The sequence below is a fragment of the Paenibacillus sp. 1A_MP2 genome (assembly GCF_052244825.1).
Classification (GTDB): Bacteria; Bacillota; Bacilli; order Paenibacillales; family Paenibacillaceae; genus Paenibacillus; species Paenibacillus vandeheii.
Map to the genome: position 1 here is coordinate 353,930 of NZ_JBQQCS010000001.1, position 24,866 is coordinate 378,795.

Annotated in this window: 17 protein-coding genes, 3 rRNA genes, 4 pseudogenes and 1 riboswitch; of the genes and pseudogenes, 2 read left to right on the forward strand and 22 right to left on the reverse strand. The window is 47.2% G+C overall.

Going from position 1 to position 24,866, the window contains the following annotated elements; all coding sequences use genetic code 11:
• Position 1: 1 nt before the first annotated feature.
• The 4 genes from rnmV to ACTWJ7_RS01990 form a co-directional block, all read right to left on the reverse strand.
• Complete coding sequence (gene rnmV, locus ACTWJ7_RS01975; RefSeq protein ID WP_024633704.1) at positions 2-547, reverse strand: ribonuclease M5; 546 nt, start codon at positions 545-547, stop codon at positions 2-4.
• 154 nt (positions 548-701) lie between these two features.
• The gene (locus tag ACTWJ7_RS01980) at positions 702-1,886 is read right to left on the reverse strand and encodes a 3D domain-containing protein (RefSeq protein WP_079347431.1); all 1,185 of its coding nucleotides are present in this window, start codon (positions 1,884-1,886) and stop codon (positions 702-704) included.
• A 272-nt stretch (positions 1,887-2,158) separates the two neighbouring features.
• Positions 2,159-2,411: riboswitch (cyclic di-AMP (ydaO/yuaA leader) on the reverse strand.
• 241 nt (positions 2,412-2,652) lie between these two features.
• On the reverse strand, positions 2,653-3,423 hold the full coding sequence (locus tag ACTWJ7_RS01985) for a TatD family hydrolase (protein WP_179132708.1): 771 nt from the start codon (positions 3,421-3,423) through the stop codon (positions 2,653-2,655).
• A gap of 328 nt (positions 3,424-3,751) precedes the next feature.
• Entirely contained in the window at positions 3,752-5,032 is a 1,281-nt protein-coding gene (locus ACTWJ7_RS01990) for an HD domain-containing protein (protein ID WP_079347429.1), read from the reverse strand.
• Between the two features lie 318 nt (positions 5,033-5,350).
• Between ACTWJ7_RS01990 and ACTWJ7_RS01995 the strand changes: the two genes are divergently transcribed.
• Entirely contained in the window at positions 5,351-5,605 is a 255-nt protein-coding gene (locus ACTWJ7_RS01995) for an AbrB/MazE/SpoVT family DNA-binding domain-containing protein (RefSeq protein WP_024633700.1), read from the forward strand.
• 287 nt (positions 5,606-5,892) lie between these two features.
• Here ACTWJ7_RS01995 and rsmI read toward each other — a convergent pair whose 3' ends face one another.
• From rsmI to ACTWJ7_RS02055, 12 genes and pseudogenes are all read right to left on the reverse strand, one after another.
• Positions 5,893-6,774, reverse strand: coding sequence for a 16S rRNA (cytidine(1402)-2'-O)-methyltransferase (gene rsmI / locus ACTWJ7_RS02000; RefSeq protein WP_301882531.1), 882 nt, complete (start codon positions 6,772-6,774; stop codon positions 5,893-5,895).
• Positions 6,775-7,554: a tRNA1(Val) (adenine(37)-N6)-methyltransferase gene (locus ACTWJ7_RS02005; RefSeq protein ID WP_301882533.1), complete on the reverse strand. Its 780-nt coding sequence runs from the start codon at positions 7,552-7,554 to the stop codon at positions 6,775-6,777.
• 85 nt (positions 7,555-7,639) lie between these two features.
• Positions 7,640-8,008 carry an initiation-control protein YabA gene (locus ACTWJ7_RS02010; protein ID WP_079347422.1) on the reverse strand — a complete coding sequence of 123 codons (369 nt, stop codon included), beginning with the start codon at positions 8,006-8,008 and terminating at the stop codon, positions 7,640-7,642.
• 28 nt (positions 8,009-8,036) lie between these two features.
• Positions 8,037-8,836 (reverse strand): annotated as a pseudogene (locus tag ACTWJ7_RS02015) (PSP1 domain-containing protein).
• A 117-nt stretch (positions 8,837-8,953) separates the two neighbouring features.
• Complete coding sequence (holB, locus tag ACTWJ7_RS02020; RefSeq protein WP_301882534.1) at positions 8,954-9,925, reverse strand: DNA polymerase III subunit delta'; 972 nt, start codon at positions 9,923-9,925, stop codon at positions 8,954-8,956.
• A 9-nt stretch (positions 9,926-9,934) separates the two neighbouring features.
• Positions 9,935-10,378 (reverse strand): YaaR family protein, encoded by a 444-nt coding sequence (locus ACTWJ7_RS02025; protein ID WP_301882535.1) that lies wholly within the window; start codon positions 10,376-10,378, stop codon positions 9,935-9,937.
• Positions 10,379-10,642: 264 nt separating this feature from the next.
• Positions 10,643-10,972 (reverse strand): cyclic-di-AMP receptor, encoded by a 330-nt coding sequence (locus ACTWJ7_RS02030; RefSeq protein ID WP_017691391.1) that lies wholly within the window; start codon positions 10,970-10,972, stop codon positions 10,643-10,645.
• A gap of 60 nt (positions 10,973-11,032) precedes the next feature.
• Positions 11,033-11,680, reverse strand: a complete 648-nt coding sequence (gene tmk, locus ACTWJ7_RS02035) for a dTMP kinase (protein WP_079347417.1) — start codon at positions 11,678-11,680, stop codon at positions 11,033-11,035.
• A gap of 225 nt (positions 11,681-11,905) precedes the next feature.
• A complete protein-coding gene (locus tag ACTWJ7_RS02040; protein WP_301882537.1) occupies positions 11,906-12,598 on the reverse strand; it encodes an LrgB family protein in 693 nt (230 codons plus the stop codon).
• Positions 12,568-12,944: pseudogene (locus ACTWJ7_RS02045) on the reverse strand (CidA/LrgA family protein). The gene ACTWJ7_RS02040 and the pseudogene ACTWJ7_RS02045 overlap by 31 nt, the downstream one beginning before the upstream one ends.
• 104 nt (positions 12,945-13,048) lie before the next feature.
• Positions 13,049-14,876, reverse strand: a pseudogene (locus ACTWJ7_RS02050) (aminotransferase class I/II-fold pyridoxal phosphate-dependent enzyme).
• 352 nt (positions 14,877-15,228) lie between these two features.
• Positions 15,229-15,414 (reverse strand): sigma factor G inhibitor Gin, encoded by a 186-nt coding sequence (locus ACTWJ7_RS02055; protein WP_024633689.1) that lies wholly within the window; start codon positions 15,412-15,414, stop codon positions 15,229-15,231.
• Positions 15,415-16,084: 670 nt separating this feature from the next.
• Between ACTWJ7_RS02055 and ACTWJ7_RS02060 the strand changes: the two genes are divergently transcribed.
• Positions 16,085-16,534 carry a hypothetical protein gene (locus ACTWJ7_RS02060; protein WP_443145082.1) on the forward strand — a complete coding sequence of 150 codons (450 nt, stop codon included), beginning with the start codon at positions 16,085-16,087 and terminating at the stop codon, positions 16,532-16,534.
• A 307-nt stretch (positions 16,535-16,841) separates the two neighbouring features.
• On the opposite strand, the pseudogene ACTWJ7_RS02065 reads toward ACTWJ7_RS02060, so the two are convergent.
• The 6 genes and pseudogenes from ACTWJ7_RS02065 to ACTWJ7_RS02090 all read right to left on the reverse strand — a co-directional run.
• A pseudogene (locus ACTWJ7_RS02065) lies at positions 16,842-16,928 on the reverse strand (dTMP kinase); the annotation flags it as partial.
• A 356-nt stretch (positions 16,929-17,284) separates the two neighbouring features.
• Positions 17,285-17,722, reverse strand: coding sequence for a hypothetical protein (locus tag ACTWJ7_RS02070; protein ID WP_079347409.1), 438 nt, complete (start codon positions 17,720-17,722; stop codon positions 17,285-17,287).
• A 298-nt stretch (positions 17,723-18,020) separates the two neighbouring features.
• A 5S ribosomal RNA gene (gene rrf, locus ACTWJ7_RS02075) occupies positions 18,021-18,137 on the reverse strand.
• A gap of 82 nt (positions 18,138-18,219) precedes the next feature.
• A 23S ribosomal RNA gene (locus ACTWJ7_RS02080) occupies positions 18,220-21,143 on the reverse strand.
• Positions 21,144-21,497: 354 nt separating this feature from the next.
• Positions 21,498-23,048: ribosomal RNA gene (locus tag ACTWJ7_RS02085) — 16S ribosomal RNA — on the reverse strand.
• Together the 16S, 23S and 5S rRNA genes form the textbook arrangement of a ribosomal RNA operon.
• Before the next feature lie 561 nt (positions 23,049-23,609).
• On the reverse strand, positions 23,610-24,728 hold the full coding sequence (locus tag ACTWJ7_RS02090) for an HD-GYP domain-containing protein (RefSeq protein ID WP_079348454.1): 1,119 nt from the start codon (positions 24,726-24,728) through the stop codon (positions 23,610-23,612).
• Between the last annotated feature and the right edge of the window lie 138 nt (positions 24,729-24,866).

A 24,866-nucleotide genomic window follows, 5' to 3' on the forward strand; every position in this document is an offset into this window, starting at 1 on the left:
CTCACAATCCTTCACGTTCAATTTGCGATAATGCTTCGGAGAACTCTTCCCGGGTAATCTGGAATACACTCAATCGCTTGTGGAACTGCTTGCCGTTGCAATAACCAATGCCCAGCAAATTGCCCATCTCCATGCGACGTGCAGCAGCCTGTGGGTGCACAATCAGTCCCGCCGCAATCAGATCCTCCCAATCGATCAGACTTGGTGCGCCTTCATATGACGTATGCACACGAGCCAGTGCATGACGAATCGCCTCCGGTGAGGCGTTCTCCACTCCGATGTCGCCTTTGCGCGTAGCATCCGCCTCCGGAATGAAGGCATGCTTGCAACCAGGTACTTTATTGGCAATGATTTTACGAATACGTTCACCCGCGTGATCCGGGTCTGTCAGTACGATGACACCACGTCTCTCTTGAGCAAGTGCAATCCGCTTTAGAATGCGCTGGTTGATGGCCGATCCACCGGTCTCAATTGTATCTGCCTGAACCGCACGGCGAATGGCTACGGTGTCATCACGGCCTTCCACCACGATCACTTCTTTTATCATGTTCCATTTCTTCCTTTCTAACGCAAAAAGAAGAGGAGTATCCTCTTCTCTGCTAAACGGCGGGGAGACTGAATTCAGACCCCTCCGACGCATATTCCGCATGAATCATTCATGCTTATATTTTATAGCATTCCCATATCAAAGTAAAACGATTTTAGTTTGCTTCCGGCTTCACCGGACCAATCACATATACCGTCTTGCCTTTCTTCCGTCCGAAGTTCAGGGCATGCTTCACACTATCATAATACACATCAATTTTGTTGCCTTTAATGGCACCACCGGTGTCTTCCGCACGACGGAAGCCAAGGCCCTCGATATACACCCACCAGCCAATCGGAATGATTTTGGGATCAACCGCAATGGTACGTCCCTCGGTTACCCGAGTGCCTGATGCTGTTTTTGTGCCGATACCGGGCTCTTCAGAAGAGTATGCCGTCATGGATACATTTTTCAATACTTTTGAATATTTAAAAGAATTGCCTGAGACGGTAATTACTTTGCTGCCCGAGGCAGCGGTTTTCTTCGAGTTCGTGGTTGTTGCTGTTTTGGTTGTAGAAGTCTGCGCCGATACCGTCTGAATCACTGGCTCTTTCACAACAGGTTTTGCTTTGGTGCCAACGGCGATAACTTTATCGACGCGATTCGTTGCGATCGATTTACCCACCATTTTTTTGGAGACCAATTCTCCATCCTGGAACACTTTTTCAATATGCTGTACAAGTGTGCCTTCTTTACCGCTCACAACGACACGATTGTCGCCTTTGTATAAGCTAGGGTCAGCCGTTTTGATCACTTTATAAGCGATCGGCTTTTCCACTTCCACCGTACGCTTGGTTACGCGCACTACCCGAATTTTCATATCCGCTTCAACAGTGGTTCCCAGCGCAGGATACACTTTGTCTTCACTTGCAATCTGAATACCTGATTTTTTAATCGCATCTTTTACCGATGAATCGGTTGTATACAGAGTCTTGGTGTCTCCGTCTGCCGTAATCTTAACTGGAACTGCCCGCTCAATAACGATGCGGTCTCCATCTGTGATCGCCCCGTTCAAGGGCATGGATACCTGATCGTGAGGGCTGACTGTGATTGACTGCTCCTCCAGCATTTCCTGAAGCATTCCTGTACGAGTCTCTACCGCTTGAGCTTTGCCATCAATAACCAGTGAAATTTGTTTCCCGGCCTGACCGTAAACGACTAACAAGATCATGATTGTAAGCGCAATTGAGAAAATCGCGATCAATGCCATTTGACGCAAGTTCTCATGCTTCCACCGCAACGCGAAAGACTTACTGGATGATCGTGACTCATGGGTCTCTTCTGGTTGGAATGTGCCCACTTCTCCGTCCTCCTTCATAGCCTCGCCGTCTAAAGTAATGCATGATGTCTTTGACGCGACTATACCAAATTTTCTACAGAACACAGATCGGACCAACATAATCGGTTCTGCACCATGAATCACTCTTCGCAACATGATGTCATCCTCCTGAATACTTACCGTATGATGACAGTATTTCTTTTATTCAAAAACAAAAAAGCCAAAGAAAGAGTTTAAGAGGAACTCTTTCGTGGCTTCCGAATGATTCTGAATATCGGAAATTCATGCACGAGGTTGCCTCTCTTTTCCGCTTGCGAGGTTAGCTGTCGGGTTCGGGCGAAAGAGAGCCGCCCTATCTCCGGTCACCCGCTCATGGCGGACGCCCTTGAATTCACCCCGAGACCCAAAGAAGAAATCAAATACGGCTTCGCAGATTTATACGCTGCTTTTGGGTCAGCGCATGTTGCGCATCGGCTGAAATCACCGATGTTTAAGCCCTATTGGTTCCCCCGCTCTCCGTTAACGGAGACTCAGCGAGACTGATTCATGAAAGTAATGTTGTTTCATCGGAAAGTGTCCCTTTGTTCATCCCCCGAACATCTGTCCAATTTTCCGCACAACAATTCACTGAAAAGATGATATCCTGTTTCTATGCATGTTGTAAAGCGTTGTTCAAGTACGTTTTTCTAAATATTTGGTTAAAATATTGTAATATTCTTGATTTATTTGGATCAAAAAGCAAATTAACTCCGCCTAACTCACTTTTTCACCCGTTTTGCTCGATATTTTAACGAATCCCAAATCGTTCCATGGCATTTCTGGTCGTTATTGCTGCAATTTCCTCTACCGAAATGCCTTTAATTTCCGCAGCTGCTTCTGCAACCAGACGTACATGCGCTGTCTCATTTCGTTTTCCACGATAAGGGTGAGGTGTCAAATAAGGAGCATCGGTTTCGATGAAAAATCGGTCCATAGGAACCTTCTCAAGTACCTCTTTCGGCTGCTTCGCATTTTTGAACGTGATTGGCCCTCCGAAGGAAAGATGGAAGCCCAAATCCAGGCACATTTTTGCCGTTTCCCAGCTGCCAGAGAACGAATGCATGACACCGCCTACTTCTCCAGCCTTTTCTTCACGCAGAATCTTTACAATATCCTCATGCGCATCCCGGTTGTGAATGACAATCGGCATATTCAACTCACGAGCCAGTCCAATCTGTTGTCGTAATACGCGATGTTGAACCTCTTTTGGTGAAGTGTCCCAATAATAGTCTAGACCAATTTCACCAATGGCTACCACTTTTTCATGCTTGCATAAAGATGCAATCCATTCCAGATCACCCTCCTGCATCGTGATCGCATCTACAGGGTGCCAACCTACTGCAGCATATATAAAATCATAGGTTTCAGCCAGCTTCATCGTGGTTGGAATGGTCTCCCGGTTAAAGCCTACGTTAATCATGCGGCCAACGCCTGCATCCACAGCACGCTGAATCATTTCCTCGCGGTCCTCGTCGAATTGTGGAGCATCCAGGTGGGTATGTGTGTCGAACAACATCATTTTGTATTTCTCCCTTCGTGTCGAATCAACGACAATCTCTTCTTATCCACTCTGCAGATCTTAACCAGAAATAAATATTACTAATTAGATCGTGCTTTTATCTATATTTCATTTCATTCGTTCGTTGAGCACAACATGTAGAGCGAACGAGTTCTTTCATATCTATATGTTGCTTAATTTTAGCCGACTGAGTTGTATTCTAATTGCTCTGATTACAAAATTATGTCGATCTACATGTACTCTCCATTAAAGCAGATTACTGTATCATGAAAATAGCTCTTTTAGAAAGCCTTTTGCATCATGACTCATCAACAGCATTGCACACCATTTAATGTGAGAAATAGGGGCGTATATGGGACGGTAATTCATGAACAATCGCATCCACCTTATTTTGCGGATAATACAAGTGATGTTTTCCCCGATGAAGACCACTGATTGAACGGACGATGTCGGACATCTCTGACAACTCATGTAACTTGTCTTGCCGATCAAGCAGCAGAATCTGCTTGTCCGTCGATTCATCCGGACGAAACACATCATACGGATTATCCGATGGAAAATCAATTTCCAGATCATACTCGGGATTGAGACCTGCTACAGTGAAGGCTTCCCGAATCTCTTCAATCATGTTTACGTCGATCTGTTCAATCTCTACATACTTATATAATTTGCGGTCTATAAAACGTTCGCATAACTCACTTAGAACAGCATCGTCCTCTTTGCGCCACTGCATAAATGCCGTCTGTATCAAAGCTTCGTCCAGTTGTAAATATTCGACCACCGATATATCTCCATCGAATAACTGGGGCAGTGGATCGATCATGAAGCGGAATTGGAAACCTTGCTGTATGAGACTTTTCGCCCGCTTAAATATTTGCCGCAGTATAATTTCCGAACTTCGGGTAACCGGATGAAAGTAAATTTGCCAGTACATCTGGTACCTGGACATCAAGTAATCCTCCACGGCGTGCATGCCCGACTCCTTAACCACGATTCGTCCGTGATATGGACGCAGCATACGCAGGATACGGTCAAGGTCGATCGTCCCATAATTTACACCTGTGAAGTAGGCATCCCGCAGCAAATAATCCATGCGGTCCGCATCCAGTGGACTGGTGACCAAATTAACAACAATGGGCTTTTCATACGTTTTTTGAATAACTGAAGCCACTTTCTCGGGAAAATCGGGAGCATACCGTCTTAAGATCGCCCCTACTTCGGTATCACCAGTAATGATCCGACAAGTCCAATCCTCATGATTCATATCGAAAGCTTCTTCTATAGAGTGAGAGAATGGCCCATGCCCAAGATCATGGAGCAATGCTGCGCAAAGGGCTACCGTTTTTTCCTCCTTTGGCCAATCTGAATAGTGACTTCTTTCGAACTGGGAAATAATCTTACGCGTAATTTCGTAGACACCCAGGGAATGTGAGAAGCGACTGTGCTCTGCACCGTGGAAAGTTAGAAATGATGTTCCTAATTGACGGATTCGGCGTAAACGTTGAAACTCGGGCGTGTTGATCAACTGCCATATAATCGGATCTTGCACATGGATATAATTATGTACCGGATCTTTAAACACCTTTTCTTCCGTTAAACGCTGTTCCATGTCTATTCACTCCTTTAAATATCGTTTGTAGTTGTCGCTTTTAAGTATAATACCACCAAGGATTCGACACGCTTTGACGAATCTTGTCGAATAAGGTAGTTTTGTCGTTTTCCAAATCGACAAAGCTGTCATGGATGTTTAAATACGAAAAATAGCTTCCAATCCCTTACCACTCGTAATCTTATCAAAAACAGCCTTTATTTTAAGCTAATTTTAAGGTTGACTGTTTTGGGAATCGTTGGTATGATGAGTATCATAAAACATAAAATAATGTCGAATAATGACAATGATCGTTAGCTGAGAGGAGCACTGATTATAATGATGAAATCAACAGGTATTGTAAGAAAAGTGGATGAACTGGGACGGGTAGTTATTCCAATCGAATTGCGCCGTACGCTCGGTATTGGTGAAAAAGACGCTCTTGAGATCTATGTTGACGGCGAGCGTATCATGTTGAAAAAATACGAGCCAGCTTGTATCTTCTGTGGCAATGCAGAGAACGTTACTTATTTCAAAGGTAAAATTGTTTGTAACGAATGTATTTCCGAAATCCCTGCACCTGTGACAAAATAAGAAATATCAGGTATAATGGTCTTATTAAATTGTTATTTCTAACCTTTTTATATTCCTTGATCGCCTTCCCGGTGTGAACCCCACCGCTGGAAGGTATTTTTTTGCTTTATTATGGTTTTCATTACCCAATAGATTAAGCTACGAGTCTGTTTAGCTTCAAAAAGCAGAGCGGTGACGTTTGAAATAAATTTTCTCCGCTCTGCTTATTTTCATAATCCGTTAAGGTTGGGTCTAAGGTTCCTTTAAGTTTATGTTCCCTATTCCAGTATATATTTGTTGATCCGTTATTAGATTAAAGCATTATACACATCTCGTTTTGTCAAACCACGATCCGTTGCCGTTTTCTTCATCGCATCTTTCCGACTAAGTCCTTCATTCTCATAATGACTTACATGATCCTCCAAAGACAGCAGTTGCCACCAGGCTTCCCGCTCGGCCTTACGCTCCTCTTCCCTGATGCCTTCTACAAGCAAACAATATTCCCCAAGTGGTGGATGTTCCTCAAGCCAGTCAATGCACTCTTGGATACTGCCTCTTGCGAACTCCTCATGACGCTTCGTCAGCTCACGTGCCAGTACAATCGACCGATCACCCAGAATCTCTTCGAGATAGGCCAAAGTTTTGCGAATACGGTGAGGGGATTCATAAAATAGTAAAGTACCGTTGGACTCATTAAAAGCTTCCATCACTTTTCGCATGTCTTTTTTCTCCCGCGGCAAAAAACCGCCGAATGTGAAACGCTCCGTCGGTAAACCGGATACGATTAGAGCTGATAACGCTGCATTGGCTCCAGGAATGGGAATGACCGTAATTCCGGCTTCAAGTGCAAGTTTTACAAGATCGGATCCAGGGTCCGAAATGGCCGGCAGACCGGCATCACTGACGAGCGCCAAATTTTTTCCTTCTATTATATAGCGTATTAGTTCAGGCCCACTGGCTCCCTTATTATGCTCATGGTAACTGAACAACATCGATGGTGTAATTTCAAAATGGGTGAGCAGCTTTCGAGTCTGGCGTGTGTCTTCTGCTGCAATGATGTCACAGCTCTGCAATGTTTTGATTGCTCGAAATGTCATATCGTCCAGATTACCAATCGGTGTTCCTACCAGATATAATTTTCCGGCATCACCCAACTGCTCCGCGTAGCTCTTCTGAATATGCAATGTCATCTATAACCCTCCTTCCGTTGTATGTTGTACATGCTGTGCCCCGTAATATATGTCCATAATTTCTTCGCAGTATTTCCCCTCTTCATTGTAGACAATCAGCGGTGGAAGCATGCGTACCTCCGGTTTTCCATCCTTGAGTGCTTCAATCAACACCATATTGGCTTCCAAATGAGCACGGGGATGTACCATCCGAATTCGCTTCGGTTCAAGTTTATACTCACGCATCAGAGAGATGATCTCGCCTAAACGCTGCGGGCGATGAACCATGGATACTTTACCGCCATTACGAACCAGCCGATTACAGGCCTGAATGACTTCCTCCAGCGTACACCCGATTTCATGGCGTGCCATTGCCTGATGGTTGTTCATCTTGAGATCACTTCCATTCAGCGGCATATACGGAGGATTAACTGTTATGGCATCGTATACCGCATGGCCCGTATCTTTCACAAGTTCACGCAAATCACCTTCATGAATCGTAATTGATTCCTCCAATGCATTCAGCTGTACGCTGCGGCGTGCCATATCCGCTAATCGTGGCTGAATTTCAATGCCCTCCAGACTCGCCTGCGTTCGTGTGGTCAACAGGATGGGAACAACCCCATTACCTGTACACAAATCAAGCACACGACCACGCTTGGGTACTGAAGCAAATCGGGCCAATAATACCGCATCCATTGAAAAACTAAACACTTCATCACTTTGAATAATCTTCAAATCATGAGAGAGCAGATCGTCGATTCGCTCCGAATCTTGCAATTTTACTGATTTTTCTGTCATATGATACACTCATCCTCCGGTACTCTATATCTCAGACAAGGTTCTTAACCTTGAAAAAAAACCGTAGGGGATCCCTACGGCCACTTCATTTATTCAAAAAAGACAGGCAGAACAGACAATCGCCTTCCGTCCGCAAATGTCCATAATAGACATTGCAGATATGGAATCCTTCGTGATACAACCGAGCCAGATTATCATACCCTTCACCTACAACATCTTCACCAGTAGCTGGACCCGCAGGCCTTGCTACCGGAGCGAGCGCCGATGCGATGGGCAGATCTGCCGGTACCTCACGCTTCAGCAGTTTGCGTAACTGCTCATTCTCGATGGTAAGCCGCTGATTATCCTCAAGCAGCTCTTTAACAATCATTTTTAACTCTCCTAAATCACTGTGCAACTGACCCAATTGGGTTTCCATTTCATGAATGTGCGTAAACAGATTTTTCTTTTCCAAGTTTCCACCCCGAAGCAACCTTTATGGTTTACTTGATAACGACGTCATCCAGCGGAAGTTCTTTGACTTTACTGATGTCGAACAGTTGAACATGGACTGTGCGATTACCGGCATTGATGCCGACAACTTTTCCTTCACCCAAAGAGGTGACGACCAACTTGCCTACAGCCGGCAATTCTTCTCTCACACTTTCATAGTTATCATGCTCAAATTTCAGACAACACATGAGTCTTCCGCACAACCCGGAAATTTTCGTCGGATTCAGTGACAGGCTCTGATCTTTAGCCATCTTGATTGATACCGGCTCAAAGTCTCCCAGCCAGGAAGAACAACATAATACTCGGCCGCAAGGTCCAATCCCTCCAAGCATCTTTGCTTCATCACGTACACCGATCTGTCTCAGTTCGATCCGTGTCCGGAAAATGCTTGCCAGATCCTTGACCAGCTCCCGGAAATCCACTCTTCCTTCAGCTGTAAAATAAAAAATAATTTTATTGCGATCAAACGTAAATTCCACATCGACCAGCTTCATTTTGAGGCCATGGTCTTTGATTTTATTTAAACAAGTACCGAATGCTTCTTTTGCTGCACGCTTGTTCTCATCTACAACACGGGCATCTGTCTCGCCCGCAACCCGGATGACCTTTTTGAGCGGCAACACCACATCAGACTCGCCTACTTCTTTCTTGCCAACGACAACCTTACCGTACTCTACCCCCGCGCTGTCTCCACGATAACGCAGTTTTCTTTTTCAATGGGAAGGTCCAGGGGATCGAAGTAATAAATTTTGCCCGCTTTTTTGAAACGGACACCCACTACACTGTACAAAAAATTAACCCCCTCGTAAGCCAATCCCACTTCGTCTGAAGCCCTGTCTTCTTAGGGAACCCGCCGAAGTTATAACCGTTTGCATATGATTGGAACAAAATCTGTCCTCTCCCACTCTTATGCCAAACCGATCAAAAATTGCTCCAGACAAAGCTGGCCATTGACATTGAAACGCAATTTTTTTCTGCATGCTGCGGCCATATCCATATAGGAAACCCACTGCTCGGTGCTGCGGGTATGAGCCAACTGAGACAGCATGTCCAACTGATCTATAAAAACGATATGTTCATGCCTACCATACTGGACATACAGCATATCCCTGAACCATAAATGGAACAGGCTAAGCATCGTATCCAGGTGTTCTGAGAGTCCGGTTTTAAAAAGCTTCTGCTGTGCAGAGATCAATGATGTACTTCCTCTACCCAGGGACTCCTTCCCTAATTGTAACATTACGTTTCTAATTTCTGCAAACCAATTCTGCTGGAGAATTTCTCTACATGCTTCCAGTCCTGACGCTAAATGGACGGCAGAGCGAGCCAGATTGCCAGGGTGCCCTTCCGCAATCAGTGATTGCAGCATCTCTTCCGGATTCAGTGCACTGAAAGGAACCAATTGAGAGCGTGAACGGATGGTAGGCAGCATTGCCTGTCCGTTATCCGTAATCAATATGCCTACCGCGGGCACTTGAGGTTCCTCCAGAAACTTCAGCAAGCTGTTGGCCGCCTGTACGGTCATCTTCTCGGCTTGTTCGATAATATATACTTTGGGATGCCCAGCCTCTGATCGGTACGAAAAGATACGCTGCAGATCCCGAATTTGATCAATTTTAATGTTATTTCCATCCGGTGCAAGCATAGTTAGATCCGGATGATTTCCATGTTCCACCTTGCGACATTCAAGACAATGTCCGCAGGCATCATCTTCAAGCTCTGTACAGAATATCGCTTTGGCAAATGTTATCGCCGCCTGCAATTGTCCACTGCCGGATGGTCCGCTAAACAAATAGGCATGACTTATGGCATGACGTCTCAAACTACTCTGTAACATCTGCTTGGCAGCCTGTTGACCCATAATTTGTTGAAAGGACATACTTCCTCCTCAGAAGCTTAAATTAATAAGCATTCCCCGAATTTCTCCCACTTGCTGTAATAACGTAATCTTGCCTTCCTCTGTTTCCAAAAGCTCGTCCGCCATAGATAATAAGGCAGAGTCAATCTCATCAATTAGCTTGTAACGCTTCCCTCTTCCCCGACGATCCCATCCTCGCGTCTCTTTCATGGACACACCGCGGCGGACCGTTTCCTCCAGAAATCTTTTTACAAGCTGCTTGTATGCTTTCAATTCACGAATGGTCATGGAACGAGACAGACGGTCACCCTGCATCTGGATCTCACTTAATCGGCGGGTAAGTTCAGCCTGTGATGCCCGTTCACCCTGGTGATTCATCATATCAGAGAAATTTTTGGATTGAATCGGTTTGGAGCCGGAATCGGAAGAACTGAGTCCACTCTGCATTGGTCGGAATCCAGGGTTTATTTTCATGGAAACGCCTGCTTTCTCTCTTAGTAGGCCAATCGCCCATCAGCACAGTGCGCGCTGCGCCTGTGCGTGGAGGAGACCTTATATGTGCTACATCATACTCTATATATAATAGTAGTTAAATATCACCACATGGATCTGTTCGTTGGTTAGTCAGCCTCTGTCCGAAATAAGATCTTTCCCTGATAGAAAAGCTTTCTTCCGGACAGAGAACGCGATTCTTGATAACAAGAAGGACGCTCCATTGGATTTATGCGTAATGCATCATTAAAAGTGTTCGAATCGATCTACTGGAAGAACAAACACGGTAGCTCCGCCTACTTGAACTTCGACAGGTAGCGGCAGGTAAGAGTCGGTTGTTCCGCTCATCGGAGTGACTGGAGTCACGAGCTGTTCACGAACCTTACAGCTGCTGCGAATGACGTTCATTACGGACTCGACCTGACCATCATCGACACCGATCATAAACGTCGTGTTGCCTGCCTTCAAAAATCCACCGGTACTGGCCAATTTCGTAGCCCGAAAATTTGCTTTGACCAATGCGCTGGATAATCGGTTGCTGTCTTTATCCTGTATAATCGCAACAATCAGTTTCATCCTGCATAACCTCCTTCAGAATAAGCACCTTGTGAAATGCCCTATCTATATATTAGACAATTACTCGCCAAAATCCTTCAAAATCCCTGTCTTAAGCGACAAAATCATTGCTGCCAATACCTCTTCCGGCTTTTGAGAAGCATCGATGACCTTAATCCTGTCAGGAAATTGCTCCTTCAGTAGAAAATAGCCTTCACGCACCTTGCGGTGGAACTCCAGACTTTCGAGATCCAGACGATTAACCTCACGTCCATCGTGAGCATCAATACGGGCAAGACCTGCTTCCGGCTCAATATCCAGATAGAGTGTGACATCAGGCATCAGCTCACCTATTGCAAACCGATTGATGGCCCATACATTGTCCACGCCAAGACCACGAGCATACCCCTGATAGGCCAAACTGCTGTCGACAAAACGGTCACAGATCACTGTCTTTCCTGCCTTCAATGCAGGCTCCACCTTCTCCGCCAAATGCTGACTGCGTGCAGCTGCATAGAGCAGCGCTTCGGTCCGTGCATCCATTGCCGTATGAAGAGGATTGAGGATGATGGCACGTATTTTCTCTGCAATTTCAATCCCGCCAGGTTCCCGAGTAACTACATATGGTATACCCTGTTCTTCAAAGTAAGAACCTAGCTTGCTGATCATCGTTGTTTTGCCGGACCCTTCTCCCCCTTCCAACGTAATGAATTTACCTCTGCCCTGCATATGCTTCCCTGCTTTCTATATCGATAATTGCTCCTAATTGTGCTGCGATAACTACGGGATCGATCCTCTCTTACTACAGACTATGAATTAGTCTGCCCAGAGGTGTATATTCACGATTACTCCATAGATTGGTTCGAGTTTGGTACAAGCTTGTTACTATAATACTATACATGATCCAGCGTTACCGGTCAGCTATTCTCCAATATTTCTGATAAGGCGGCCTGATCAGCCGTATATCATCCACACCCATAGAGGGAGCATGACAGAACCGGCGATAGCACTGACAATCATAGATACCGAACTCAGCGCTACCGCATTCTCTCCATATTCAAAGGATCTTGCCATGCCCAGTGCATGCGAAGCCGATCCGAGTCCGATCCCATACGCATTTTTGCTGCTTACTCTGGCCCATTTCATTATCATGGGTCCCAATAATATCCCCGAAAATCCGGCTATCATCACAAATAACGAAGTGAAGGATGAATTTCCTCCCACCTGATCCGCTAGTTGAATGGCAACGGGGGTCGTAATGGATTTGGGCAATAATGCAATAACAATTTCTTGGGGATAACCCAGCAGCAGAGATATGGCGGCCCCTGTGGACATGCCAACGATGCTCCCACCCAAGGTCCCACCCAATATCGGAATTATATTTCGTTTCAGCACATCAAGGTGTTTCGCCAAAGGGAATGCCAGGGAAACTACAGCCGGCCCCAATAACTCCTGTATCCATTTGCCACCAAGCATGTACGTATCGAGCTTTATACCGGAAATGAGCAGGATCAGTACGATGACTGCCGTTGCCGTCAATACGGGCATAAGAATCGGCCACTTCAATTTTCTATATAAATGAGTCGCCGGGACATATATAGCCACGGTCAGGGCAATCATTCCGATTCCGAGGATGAATGTGAGCATGAGATCGCCTCCTTCTTGCCTTGATGCGTCGATCTCCAAGCCATGAGCCATTCACTGATTTTTGCAGACAACAGACAGGTAACTAACGTACTAACGATCAATCCCAGAACAAGCAGCAGTGTATTGGCTCTAAAAAAATCAAAATGATTGATAATGCCCACTGTGGGAGGGATAAATAATAACTGCAAGTTCGATTGAAGCCAGGATGATCCTTCTTCGCCCAGCTTATTCTGATCCATCCCAATTGAATGACGATGAATAGAAGCAGCATCCCGACAATACTCCCTGTTAACGGCAGATGTAGTAAAGCCTGAACTAGGTTTCCTATCCAATAAAAACCGTACATTAGTATGACTTGCAGGATTATTCCCGTATATTTTTTTAGCGGAATATCCAAGGTTCGTTCCCTTCTTTCTTTATGCCTAGACAACAATGATGTCCTAACTTGTGTTATTCCTTGATGATTTTCAATGATTGCAGCGAAGTATCGGATACGCCATGGAACCTTGCTCCTTCATCTCTAAGCAGCTTAATACGTGCTGCCATGGACGCGCTTATTCGCTCACCAGCGTACACAAGAGGTATGCCGGGCGGATACGGGATGACCATCTCCGCAGAGCGAAGACCCACACTGTTTTCGATGGAGACCTCTGTCGTATCCTCCTCCTTAATCGGCTGCAACGTGAACGGAATGGGCTCCGAAAAGGAGTACCTTCTTGAAAATTGTTCCACGTGGAAATATAATTTTCAGCCTCTTTTGTAAAACGCTGTGATTGCTCATCAAGAGCTTGGCTCTGCTCCTGCTCAAGGCTGATTTGCCGCAAAGCCTGCAGTAGATGCTCGGCATCGCGCAGCGACGAGCCAAGACTGAAGAGCAGGACGACGTATCGTTCGTCGCTCATTTCGGGCACGCAGCCGCGCGCTTCCAGCTGCTGCTGCAGCCCATAACCGCTCAGCACCCCTGTGCCGTCATAGATGACGGCCTTGAACGGGTCCTGAGCGGTATACCCCGCGGCTGAAGGCAAAGCCGCCGCGGGCACTGCTTCAGGCCGCCCCGGTGCAGCGGCGGCCTCGGACTTCCCGCCAGCTGCCGGCTTCGCCCCGGCTGGCGGCTCTTGCTGCAGCAGCTGTGCCGGCTGCAGCAACCGAAAGCGCGGCAGCTCCGCGAGGCCGCGCTTAAAGGCATCCACGGCGGCAAGCCCCGCCGTGAAGGCATTCGCGCCCTGCGTATGCAGTAAGCGGCGCGCCAGATCAAGCGACGCCATCACCGGGTACGATGGGCTCGAGCTTTGCACCATGGCCAGACGCTGACGCAGCAGGGACCGATTTAACCGTGGTCCCTGAACGTGCAGCATGGCTCCCATCGTGAAAGCAGACAGCATCTTGTGGGTCGACTGCACCACACCGTCTGCTCCGCAGGACAGTGCAGAAGCTGGCAGCTCCGGATGCTGCCCATAATGCGCGCCATGCGCTTCATCCACGAGCAGCGGCATGCCGGCCGCGTGGCAAACCTTGGCCATAGGCGTCAGATCAGCGCCCATGCCGTAATAATTGGGCAACGTCACAAGGACTGCCTTTGCCTCAGGATATGCCTGGACAGCAGCCTGCACCGTCTCAAGAGACGGCATCACCGCAAGTCCACTCGCAGGATCAACCCATGGCTCCAGGAATACAGCCCTTGCGCCTGCCAGCATCAACCCGTGAATGACGGACTTATGCACATTGCGCTGTACCAGTACAAGGCTGTTCGGTTCATTACATACGGTCAGCAGCAAAGACAAATTACCAGCCGTGCTGCCTCCGACAAGGAAGAAGCTCTCCTCTGCCCCAAAACAATCGGCTGCCAGCTGCTGCGCCTCCAATATTGCTCCTTCTGGATGATGCAAGTCGTCCGTCCCCGAAATTTCCGTCACATCCAGCCGCATCATCTCCAGAAACGCATTCACAGGTACAACAGCTGCTGCAGATCCGTCACTTCCATGCCCGTCCGGAGCCGTCAGCCCCCAATTTCATTGACGTCCCCTTGTCCCTCAGCTTGTCTAAAGCACTCTTCCCCATCATAAACTGAATGTCCCATACCTCGTTTTCCCTTTGCCTCACCCTCATTCCGGTGATTGTCAACGACTCCTCTATCTGACTGCTGCTGTTCCACTTGCTCCAGTAACCTGCGATAGACTTGTCCATTCTTGTGTCCAGGTACATGAAAAGAACGCTGCCCCGAATCACGATACGCAAGCAACGCTTCATATAAAGGTGCGGTATTTGATTTATGCTCCATTGAATAATCATCCTGTACATTCATAAATTTTGATACTGCCGTACCACTGCTCTTTCCATAACAAAAGCGACCTTCGACCTTCTCACTCTTGTTCCTCTCCCACCATCTGCTGCATTCAAATCTTGGAGGTGAAGAACTTCTCCTTTCATTATATCAGGAATTGTCCAGCCCCCGTGCAAATCACCGTTTTCACCAATGGCGCATCCTCATATCCTGTCACACACAGGTGCTAATCATGTCCATCTTCCCCTTCTTCTTTCCCCGATAAAAACAGAAAAAGGCCCCTAGGTAGGGCCCCTATGCACATCGATACAAATCAATGTGATGTTTCACGAATATGATATAACGCGCTTTACGCGTTCTTTTGCACCCAAATCTGCTTCATTTGATGTATAAAATAATTGTACTTGGCATCCTGTGCATCCGTATGAACCATTTCTGCTTCACAAGCGTCACATATAAATTCAGATACAATAAAAATGCCTTCTCTTTTTGTCTGTTCGCAGATAATGCATGTGTGTTCGGCGTGTCCTTCCATCAACCATCCCACCTTGTTTTACGTATTACTATCAGTATTGCACAGTTTCTATTATTTTAAACCTTTTCATAGTGCTTTCTTTCTATAAAATATATATATTCGCCTACCCCTCTATGGGTGTCTGTACCGAAAACAAACATAAGAAAATGCCTTTTGTTCTATACTTCCGTGAGACAGCCTGCATTTGGAAGCCCTTTTCCTCGCCCGATTATTCAGCAACAGCCTCGCAGATCTGCAACTTCTTCTATTATATGAAAACCATTTCTGGACGGCCATTACAAGAAACGTACCCGCACTTCATTGCATTTTCCTCTGTGATTTACCACTCCTCCTGCTGCTCCAAAAACTTATATTCTATAATCTTAAAAAAACTTGGATTTTCAGCCGATATATAATACATCACCATTCGGAACCTGACAGCCAGATCGTTCGACGGTATACTTGTATAAGAACAATCTACTTTCATATCTTGTACATCAATCTGGAGCACACACAAGGTTCATATACGCATCTCTGCATCACCCGTCTCCTTATTCATGAAAACGAATACCTTTTGCAAATGAACGTGATCCCAGAAGGAGGATTTGTAATCGTATGATCGCCGAAACCGGAGAATAAAGTCACTTTTTATCAATACCGGCTTCTCAAAAAAAAGGCCATTGCCCGCAGCGTGATCTTCAGCTATTTGTGTCTGCCTGTAATTATGCTCCTGTTTAACCTATTGGCATTCTCCTGGACCGGCCTCTTCTTCTTTATCCTGGCAGGCCCGATTACGCTTTGGATTCATTATGTCATTGCCAGAACCATATTACTGTTGGTCCGTACCTCTTATGCACGGCGCTGGCGATGGAACCTCAAAATGCCTTGGTTCGGCTATATCCCAGACCAGCATTTTAGCTACCGCATGTTCGTCCGGGTCCACCTCAATATGAGCTGGATTGGGCTATGTATCATTACCGTCTGCTTAATATGGTCACCCTTGTCCTTTACCCTATCGCTGATTTTCTGGCATCTGTGGCTGCTTGTACCGCGTCTATATGTTGTTCTTGTGCTCTCACGCGAACGCAAGGACGGACTTATCAAACTAAATGAACAAGATGTTTCCTACTACCTGCAATAATCGTTCTCGTTCTATCTTTCAACCTATAACTTGCCACATGCAATGTATATTGAACCCAGTAATACATAATCGCTAAAGCTCGTCCATATTCTCTACCTAAATCGACGCAACCACACCTTTGACACTCTTCCATACTTACTGCGTTGTACTTCCTATCCTTAAAGGTTATCCACAGTGGATAACCTTTTTTTTACGTTCCCTCCTTTTCCCTTATCCACAGCATGGGTATAGTTAAAATGGTTATCCCCAAAGAAGTATATTTATCTCCGCTCCGTTACAGGCTCTGGCTCGTTGAACACCTCTCACCAATACGGGCGAGACCTGCTTCCGGTTCAATATCCAGATAGAATGTGACATCAGGGATCAGCTCACCTATTGCAAACCGATTGATGGCCTTGAATACGTATATGAGGCTCCTAACATGCTTGGCTTTCTTTCCGGTGTCTACTCCCCTCTTCTTCTGCTGAGTTACTCTACAGACGACTGAAACCGGCCTAACCGGCCTCTAGCAAGGACATATTATTGATGCCTCATGTCTTTCTACGTGAGTGATATAACCCTGTTGATCTAAAGCTCCTGGTCAAGTCACCACCAAAAGACAACGTCACACGCTCCAAGCCTCATCCAATATGGTTCATGACATGCACAACTACATACAAAAAAAGCTCCCGATCACTAATCGGGAGCCTTACTATAATACGGACCATTACACCGTTAATTGTTAAACTATTACATCAAAACATAACGCATTCAATCATCATCATCAAGTGATTTTACTGTCGTCTGGGCAGCTTCACTTTTCGGAACCATCACCGTGAAGAACCCATCATGTACAGCTAACTGTACAGTATGCCCTTCTTTAGCAAATATACGTAGGGAACTTGAGTCATTGGATGTACTCTTGGCTTGCTTTTCTGTCCAGCCCCAGCTTTTAATCTCGTCTAGATACACCTCAGGTAAACTAGTGCTCTCACTAATACCAGACAGCGTATATCGAACATAATCCATATCCGAATTGTTTTCAGACTGGTCAGATTTATTCGCCACTTTAGGAACCGGGAAACCCTTCTCGTTTACCGCTCCTTCATAAGAAGTCCATGCAGATCCTGCTTCACCGCATCCTACAAGCACGCCAATCAGACCGAGCAAGAGAAATGAATGAAGAACTAGTCTTCGCCAACTTATCACACACACCCTCCTTTTCACAGCTGCACATTCCAGCTCTGTGGTCAGGTACTTTTAGCATATTTAACATAGTCCTATTATACTGGTTTCGAATGCGTTTTCCGTAACAAAAATGTTACCTTCATTTCAAGACTTTTATATGGTCTCACTTACCCTCATTTGAGAGTCAAATCGTCTGCATTCAGCCATTTGGGTCAGTTACCAAAACCAGATATCAATGCATCTTTATCTTAGCTAATTATCCAATCTTCCTTATAAACAAATAAAAACCACCACCGAATAACATCGGCAGTGGTTCTTTGCTTGGCGGCGTCCTACTCTCCCAGGACCCTGCGGTCCAAGTACCATCGGCGCTAGAGGGCTTAACGGTCGTGTTCGGGATGGGTACGTGTGGAACCCCTCCGCCATCGCCACCAAACGCATAGCTTAGCCTTACCTTCAGAGATCATTCTCTGAAAACTAGATCCGAAACGAAATTCGCGATGTATCACCTGCATATCTTGGATAAGCCCTCGACCGATTAGTACTGGTCAGCTCCATGCATTACTGCACTTCCACCCCCAGCCTATCTACCTCGTCGTCTTCAAGGGGTCTTACATACTGGGAAATCTCATCTTGAGGGGGGCTTCACGCTTAGATGCTTTCAGCGCTTATCCCTTCCGTACATAGCTACCCAGCGGTGCTCCTGGCGGAACAACTGGTACACCAGCGGTACGTCCATCCCGGTCCTCTCGTACTAAGGACAGCTCCTCTCAAATTTCCTACGCCCACGACAGATAGGGACCGAACTGTCTCACGACGTTCTGAACCCAGCTCGCGTACCGCTTTAATGGGCGAACAGCCCAACCCTTGGGACCTACTTCAGCCCCAGGATGCGATGAGCCGACATCGAGGTGCCAAACCTCCCCGTCGATGTGGACTCTTGGGGGAGATAAGCCTGTTATCCCCAGGGTAGCTTTTATCCGTTGAGCGATGGCCCTTCCATGCGGTACCACCGGATCACTAAGCCCGACTTTCGTCCCTGCTCGACTTGTAGGTCTCGCAGTCAAGCTCCCTTATGCCTTTGCACTCTTCGAATGATTTCCAACCATTCTGAGGGAACCTTTGGGCGCCTCCGTTACTCTTTAGGAGGCGACCGCCCCAGTCAAACTGCCCACCTGACACTGTCCCCGCACCGGATTACGGTACCAGGTTAGAACCTAGATACGATCAGGGTGGTATCCCAACGGTGCCTCCACGCAAGCTGGCGCTCACGTTTCAAAGGCTCCCACCTATCCTGTACAGATCGTACCCAAATTCAATATCAAGCTGCAGTAAAGCTCCATGGGGTCTTTCCGTCTTGTCGCGGGTAACCTGCATCTTCACAGGTATTAAAATTTCACCGGATCTCTCGTTGAGACAGCGCCCAAGTCGTTACGCCATTCGTGCGGGTCAGAATTTACCTGACAAGGAATTTCGCTACCTTAGGACCGTTATAGTTACGGCCGCCGTTTACTGGGGCTTCGGTTCACAGCTTCGGATTGCTCCTAACCGCTCCCCTTAACCTTCCAGCACCGGGCAGGCGTCAGCCCGTATACTTCGCCTTACGGCTTCGCACAGACCTGTGTTTTTGCTAAACAGTCGCTTGGGCCTTTTCACTGCGGCCCCCTCGTGCTATTCACACTACCGGGGCACCCCTTCTCCCGAAGTTACGGGGTCATTTTGCCGAGTTCCTTAACGAGAGTTCTTCCGCGCGCCTTAGAATTCTCTTCTCGCCTACCTGTGTCGGTTTGCGGTACGGGCACCATCACCTGGCTAGAGGCTTTTCTTGGCAGTGTGAGATCATGACCTTCGCTACTGTAATTTTCGCTCCCCATCACAGCCCAGCCTTACGATGTGCGGATTTGCCTACACATCAGCCTCACTGCTTAGACGGACATCCATCAGTCCGCGTCACTACCCTGCTGCGTCCCCCATTGCTCATAACGGCTTACGGTGGTACAGGAATTTCGACCTGTTGTCCTTCGACTACGCCTTTCGGCCTCGCCTTAGGTCCCGACTTACCCTGAGCGGACGAGCCTTCCTCAGGAACCCTTAGGCTTTCGGCGGATCAGATTCTCACTGATCTTTTCGTTACTCATACCGGCATTCTCACTTGTATAATGTCCAGCGCTCCTTACGGTACACCTTCAACCCTTATACAACGCTCCCCTACCCCTGATGCAATGCATCAAGCCATAGCTTCGGTGGTGTGTTTAGCCCCGTTACATTTTCGGCGCAGAGTCACTCGACCAGTGAGCTATTACGCACTCTTTCAATGGTGGCTGCTTCTAAGCCAACATCCTGGTTGTCTGTGCAACTCCACATCCTTTCCCACTTAACACACACTTGGGGACCTTAGCTGATGGTCTGGGCTGTTTCCCTTTTGACAATGGATCTTAGCACTCACTGTCTGACTCCCGGAAGTAAGTCTATGGCATTCGGAGTTTGACTGAGCTTGGTAACCCTTGCGGGCCCCGCACCCAATCAGTGCTCTACCTCCACGACTCTGTTTTCCGAGGCTAGCCCTAAAGCTATTTCGGGGAGAACCAGCTATCTCCGAGTTCGATTGGAATTTCTCCGCTACCCCCACCTCATCCCCGCATTTTTCAACATGCGTGGGTTCGGGCCTCCAGTGCGTGTTACCGCACCTTCACCCTGGACGGGGTAGATCACCCGGTTTCGGGTCTACGTCCACGTACTAAGTCGCCCTATTCAGACTCGCTTTCGCTGCGGCTCCGGCTCTTCACCTTAACCTTGCACGGGAACGTGACTCGCCGGTTCATTCTACAAAAGGCACGCCATCACCCCTAAAACGGGCTCTGACTTTTTGTAAGCACACGGTTTCAGGTTCTATTTCACTCCCCTTCCGGGGTGCTTTTCACCTTTCCCTCACGGTACTGCTTCACTATCGGTCGCTAGGAAGTATTTAGCCTTGGCAGATGGTCCTGCCGGATTCATACGGGGTTTCACGTGCCCCGCACTACTCGGGATCCGTCTCGGAGGGAACAGACTTTCAACTACAGGGCTTTTACCTTCTTTGGCGGGCCTTTCCAGACCTCTTCACTTAACCGGTTCCTTTGTAACTCCATGTGAGACGTCCCACAACCCCAGAGAGCAAGCTCTCTGGTTTGGGCTTCTCCGCGTTCGCTCGCCGCTACTGACGGAATCACTATTGTTCTCTCTTCCTCAAGGTACTTAGATGTTTCAGTTCCCTTGGTATGCCTCTACATAACCTATGTATTCAGTTATGAGTAACTGGAAATTACCCCAGCTGGGTTTCCCCATTCGGACACCCCCGGATCAAAGCTTGCTTACAGCTCCCCGAGGCAGTTTCGTTGTTCGCCACGTCCTTCATCGGCTCCTAGCGCCTAGGCATCCTCCGTGTGCTCTTAGTAGCTTAACCATAATTGCTCCGGTTTCGACTGCTCGCTTCCCTTGTTTTGCTTACGCAAAGCCAAAAGTCGCTCCCATTCGATACCATCGCAATGCAGTTTTCACTATTTATTGAAACTTGTTTACACAAGTTCAGCTAGGATGATTGTTGATCGGTTACTTGAACCGAACAAGCATTCATCCCTAAAAGGAATGTTCTAAATCGCAAAATTTCGTTTCGATATCTAGTTTTCAAAGAACAAGCTCCATGCAAAAGCAAGCTGTTTGAGAGGTTGAGCTCTCAAAACTGAGCAACGAGTGAGTAAGTTTGTGCAGATCTAGTCTGCGATTTGAATGTTTCCACTCGGGAAACGATTCTCCATAGAAAGGAGGTGATCCAGCCGCACCTTCCGATACGGCTACCTTGTTACGACTTCACCCCAATCATCTATCCCACCTTCGGCGGCTGGCTCCTTGCGGTTACCCCACCGACTTCGGGTGTTATAAACTCTCGTGGTGTGACGGGCGGTGTGTACAAGACCCGGGAACGTATTCACCGCGGCATGCTGATCCGCGATTACTAGCAATTCCGACTTCATGCAGGCGAGTTGCAGCCTGCAATCCGAACTGAGACCGGCTTTTTAGGATTCGTTCCACCTCGCGGTTTCACTGCCCGTTGTACCGGCCATTGTAGTACGTGTGTAGCCCAGGTCATAAGGGGCATGATGATTTGACGTCATCCCCACCTTCCTCCGGTTTGTCACCGGCAGTCACCTTAGAGTGCCCACCCGAAGTGCTGGCAACTAAGATCAAGGGTTGCGCTCGTTGCGGGACTTAACCCAACATCTCACGACACGAGCTGACGACAACCATGCACCACCTGTCTCCTCTGTCCCGAAGGAAAGGTACATCTCTGTACCGGTCAGAGGGATGTCAAGACCTGGTAAGGTTCTTCGCGTTGCTTCGAATTAAACCACATACTCCACTGCTTGTGCGGGTCCCCGTCAATTCCTTTGAGTTTCAGTCTTGCGACCGTACTCCCCAGGCGGAGTGCTTAATGTGTTAACTTCGGCACCAAGGGTATCGAAACCCCTAACACCTAGCACTCATCGTTTACGGCGTGGACTACCAGGGTATCTAATCCTGTTTGCTCCCCACGCTTTCGCGCCTCAGCGTCAGTTACAGCCCAGAGAGTCGCCTTCGCCACTGGTGTTCCTCCACATATCTACGCATTTCACCGCTACACGTGGAATTCCACTCTCCTCTTCTGCACTCAAGTCACCCAGTTTCCAGTGCGATCCGGGGTTGAGCCCCGGGATTAAACACCAGACTTAAATGACCGCCTGCGCGCGCTTTACGCCCAATAATTCCGGACAACGCTTGCCCCTACGTATTACCGCGGCTGCTGGCACGTAGTTAGCCGGGGCTTTCTTCTCAGGTACCGTCACCTTGAGAGCAGTTACTCTCCCAAGCGTTCTTCCCTGGCAACAGAGCTTTACGATCCGAAAACCTTCATCACTCACGCGGCATTGCTCCGTCAGGCTTTCGCCCATTGCGGAAGATTCCCTACTGCTGCCTCCCGTAGGAGTCTGGGCCGTGTCTCAGTCCCAGTGTGGCCGATCACCCTCTCAGGTCGGCTACGCATCGTCGCCTTGGTGAGCCGTTACCCCACCAACTAGCTAATGCGCCGCAGGCCCATCCCCAAGTGACAGATTGCTCCGTCTTTCCAGTTTTCTTCAGGAGAAGAAAACAACTATTCGGTATTAGCTACCGTTTCCGGTAGTTGTCCCAAGCTTGAGGGCAGGTTGCCTACGTGTTACTCACCCGTCCGCCGCTAAGTATCAAGGAAGCAAGCTTCCTATCAACTCCGCTCGACTTGCATGTATTAGGCATGCCGCCAGCGTTCGTCCTGAGCCAGGATCAAACTCTCCAATAAAGTATTGAAAAGAGCGATAAGCTCATTTTGAAACTGACGAGATTAAAAATCTCATTTGTGCTCCAGTCGATTCAAGCCAAGGCTTGTCTCAAACTTTCGCGTTCATTCTGCAAGCAGAATGTTTACTCACTCGTTGTTCAGTTTTCAAAGATCAAACTTGTTTCGCTACTAAGTTTCGTTCAACTCAGCAACTTTTATATCTTATCACATCCGAACCAACTTTGCAAGCTCTTTTTTTAAGTTTCTTTCGAAGCTTATTCGTTTCGCTTGCCGCACCGTGTTTCTCGTGTTTTCTTGGCCGGAATTAGAATATACCATGTACAGATTCGGAACGCAAGCTTTATTTTCAATTAATTCATTTCTTCTACGCTCTATTTAATATAGATGCCCCTAATTGGGTATTCATCTCTATATTAACTAGCTCTTTATATCAAGATTGAAATCTTTCCCCTTCTAATTCCTGCTATCCGCTTGCTTCTCATACTTTACTTATAGACATCCATTAAAAAAGCCATTCCTATTCGGAAAGGCTTTTTTCTCATATATGAGCTGATAAATGGATTAGCCGATGACTTCCTGGATGTGGAGCTGTCTTTGCTGCATCAAATTAATAATCGTTCCTTCTACCGATACCATTGGTCTTGTAGGGTGATCCCGATCCGAGAATATGATCTCACCAATTTGATTATTGCTGAGCCTCACTCGGATACCATTATGGATCTGTGTAGAACGCTGAATGAATACATTCACGATAGCAGGGTCCAATTTGCCAAATGCCTCACTCTGAATTTGTTCCAGAACTAGGTATGGTGACTGCGCCTTACGATAGATCTTCTCCAGAGTCATGGCGTGAAAGATATCAGCGATGGCTACAATCTTGGCATAGATATGAATTTGCGTGCCGCTGAGCTGCAGCGGGTAACCTGATCCATCCACTTTTTCATGATGCTGCAACGCTGCGAGTCTGGCTCCTTCATTGATGGCCTTTGCTTGTTTCAGCACCTGATAGCCATATTTCGTATGCTGCCGGATCTCTGCCTGCTCTGAGGCAGTTAACGTTGATGGTTTATGGAGGATCTGTGGGTCTACTTTGCTATTACCGATATCATGGAACAATCCTGCAAAAGCTACCTGCATCCAGTCCTTAGACGGCAAATCCATCCACTGGGCCAATTGATAGGATGTCATGGCACTCAATACGGCATGGTGATATACATAATCATGTTCTTGAATAACTCGTGGACTAAAAGTAAGCACATTATATTGTTTGAGATGAACAAACAATGCCTCAAGCTGTGTACGCAGCTCATATACAGGTAATTCAGCCGCTAAGGAGGACAGGAAAGCCTTTTTGGTCAATCCAACCATCTTTTCATACTCTTCGTGCAGGGACGGTAATACCGGGGTTGAGACTGCGCTGCCGCCTTTGCCTGCCCGTTCTCCGTTCTTCTCATTACCTGCATGGCCTGAAGACGTGGATGTAGCCTTAGAAACTGTACTGCTTGTCCCCGTTCTCTCTTGCTCGATGTCTACTTGATGAATCATAAAAGCTCTGAGCACTTCTACATCTTTGGGCAAAATGACTTTGCCTTTCTGAAACAAAACATTCCCACGAAACGTTTGCACGTCATTTCCCAGTTTAAGTCCTGGTTTGACTTCTGACAGGGTGATTAAGCCCATGTAAATTCCCCCCACTCCTCGTTTTTCTATGATGAAACAAGACCATAGTCCCGGTTTTTCACGTTAATTCCCATTATATTACTCAATAATCAGGCTGTACATCCTATATTTCCAGGAGAGAGGTCCTGAAGCTGTGAA

Excerpts from the sequence above, each read along its gene's own strand:
- rsmI (WP_301882531.1), bottom strand. The coding sequence starts at position 6,774 with ATGACATTGCATATTCAGAAGAGCTACGCGGAGCAGTTGGGTGATGCC.
- tmk (WP_079347417.1), bottom strand. The coding sequence starts at position 11,680 with ATGCAGGGCAGAGGTAAATTCATTACGTTGGAAGGGGGAGAAGGGTCC.
- ACTWJ7_RS02040 (WP_301882537.1), bottom strand. The coding sequence starts at position 12,598 with ATGCTCACATTCATCCTCGGAATCGGAATGATTGCCCTGACCGTGGCT.
- ACTWJ7_RS01995 (WP_024633700.1), top strand. The coding sequence starts at position 5,351 with ATGATGAAATCAACAGGTATTGTAAGAAAAGTGGATGAACTGGGACGG.
- rnmV (WP_024633704.1), bottom strand. The coding sequence starts at position 547 with ATGATAAAAGAAGTGATCGTGGTGGAAGGCCGTGATGACACCGTAGCC.
- ACTWJ7_RS01985 (WP_179132708.1), bottom strand. The coding sequence starts at position 3,423 with ATGATGTTGTTCGACACACATACCCACCTGGATGCTCCACAATTCGAC.
- ACTWJ7_RS02025 (WP_301882535.1), bottom strand. The coding sequence starts at position 10,378 with ATGAAAATAAACCCTGGATTCCGACCAATGCAGAGTGGACTCAGTTCT.
- ACTWJ7_RS02030 (WP_017691391.1), bottom strand. The coding sequence starts at position 10,972 with ATGAAACTGATTGTTGCGATTATACAGGATAAAGACAGCAACCGATTA.
- ACTWJ7_RS02055 (WP_024633689.1), bottom strand. The coding sequence starts at position 15,414 with ATGGAAGGACACGCCGAACACACATGCATTATCTGCGAACAGACAAAA.
- ACTWJ7_RS02005 (WP_301882533.1), bottom strand. The coding sequence starts at position 7,554 with ATGACAGAAAAATCAGTAAAATTGCAAGATTCGGAGCGAATCGACGAT.
- holB (WP_301882534.1), bottom strand. The coding sequence starts at position 9,925 with ATGTCCTTTCAACAAATTATGGGTCAACAGGCTGCCAAGCAGATGTTA.
- ACTWJ7_RS02090 (WP_079348454.1), bottom strand. The coding sequence starts at position 24,728 with ATGGGCTTAATCACCCTGTCAGAAGTCAAACCAGGACTTAAACTGGGA.
- ACTWJ7_RS01990 (WP_079347429.1), bottom strand. The coding sequence starts at position 5,032 with ATGGAACAGCGTTTAACGGAAGAAAAGGTGTTTAAAGATCCGGTACAT.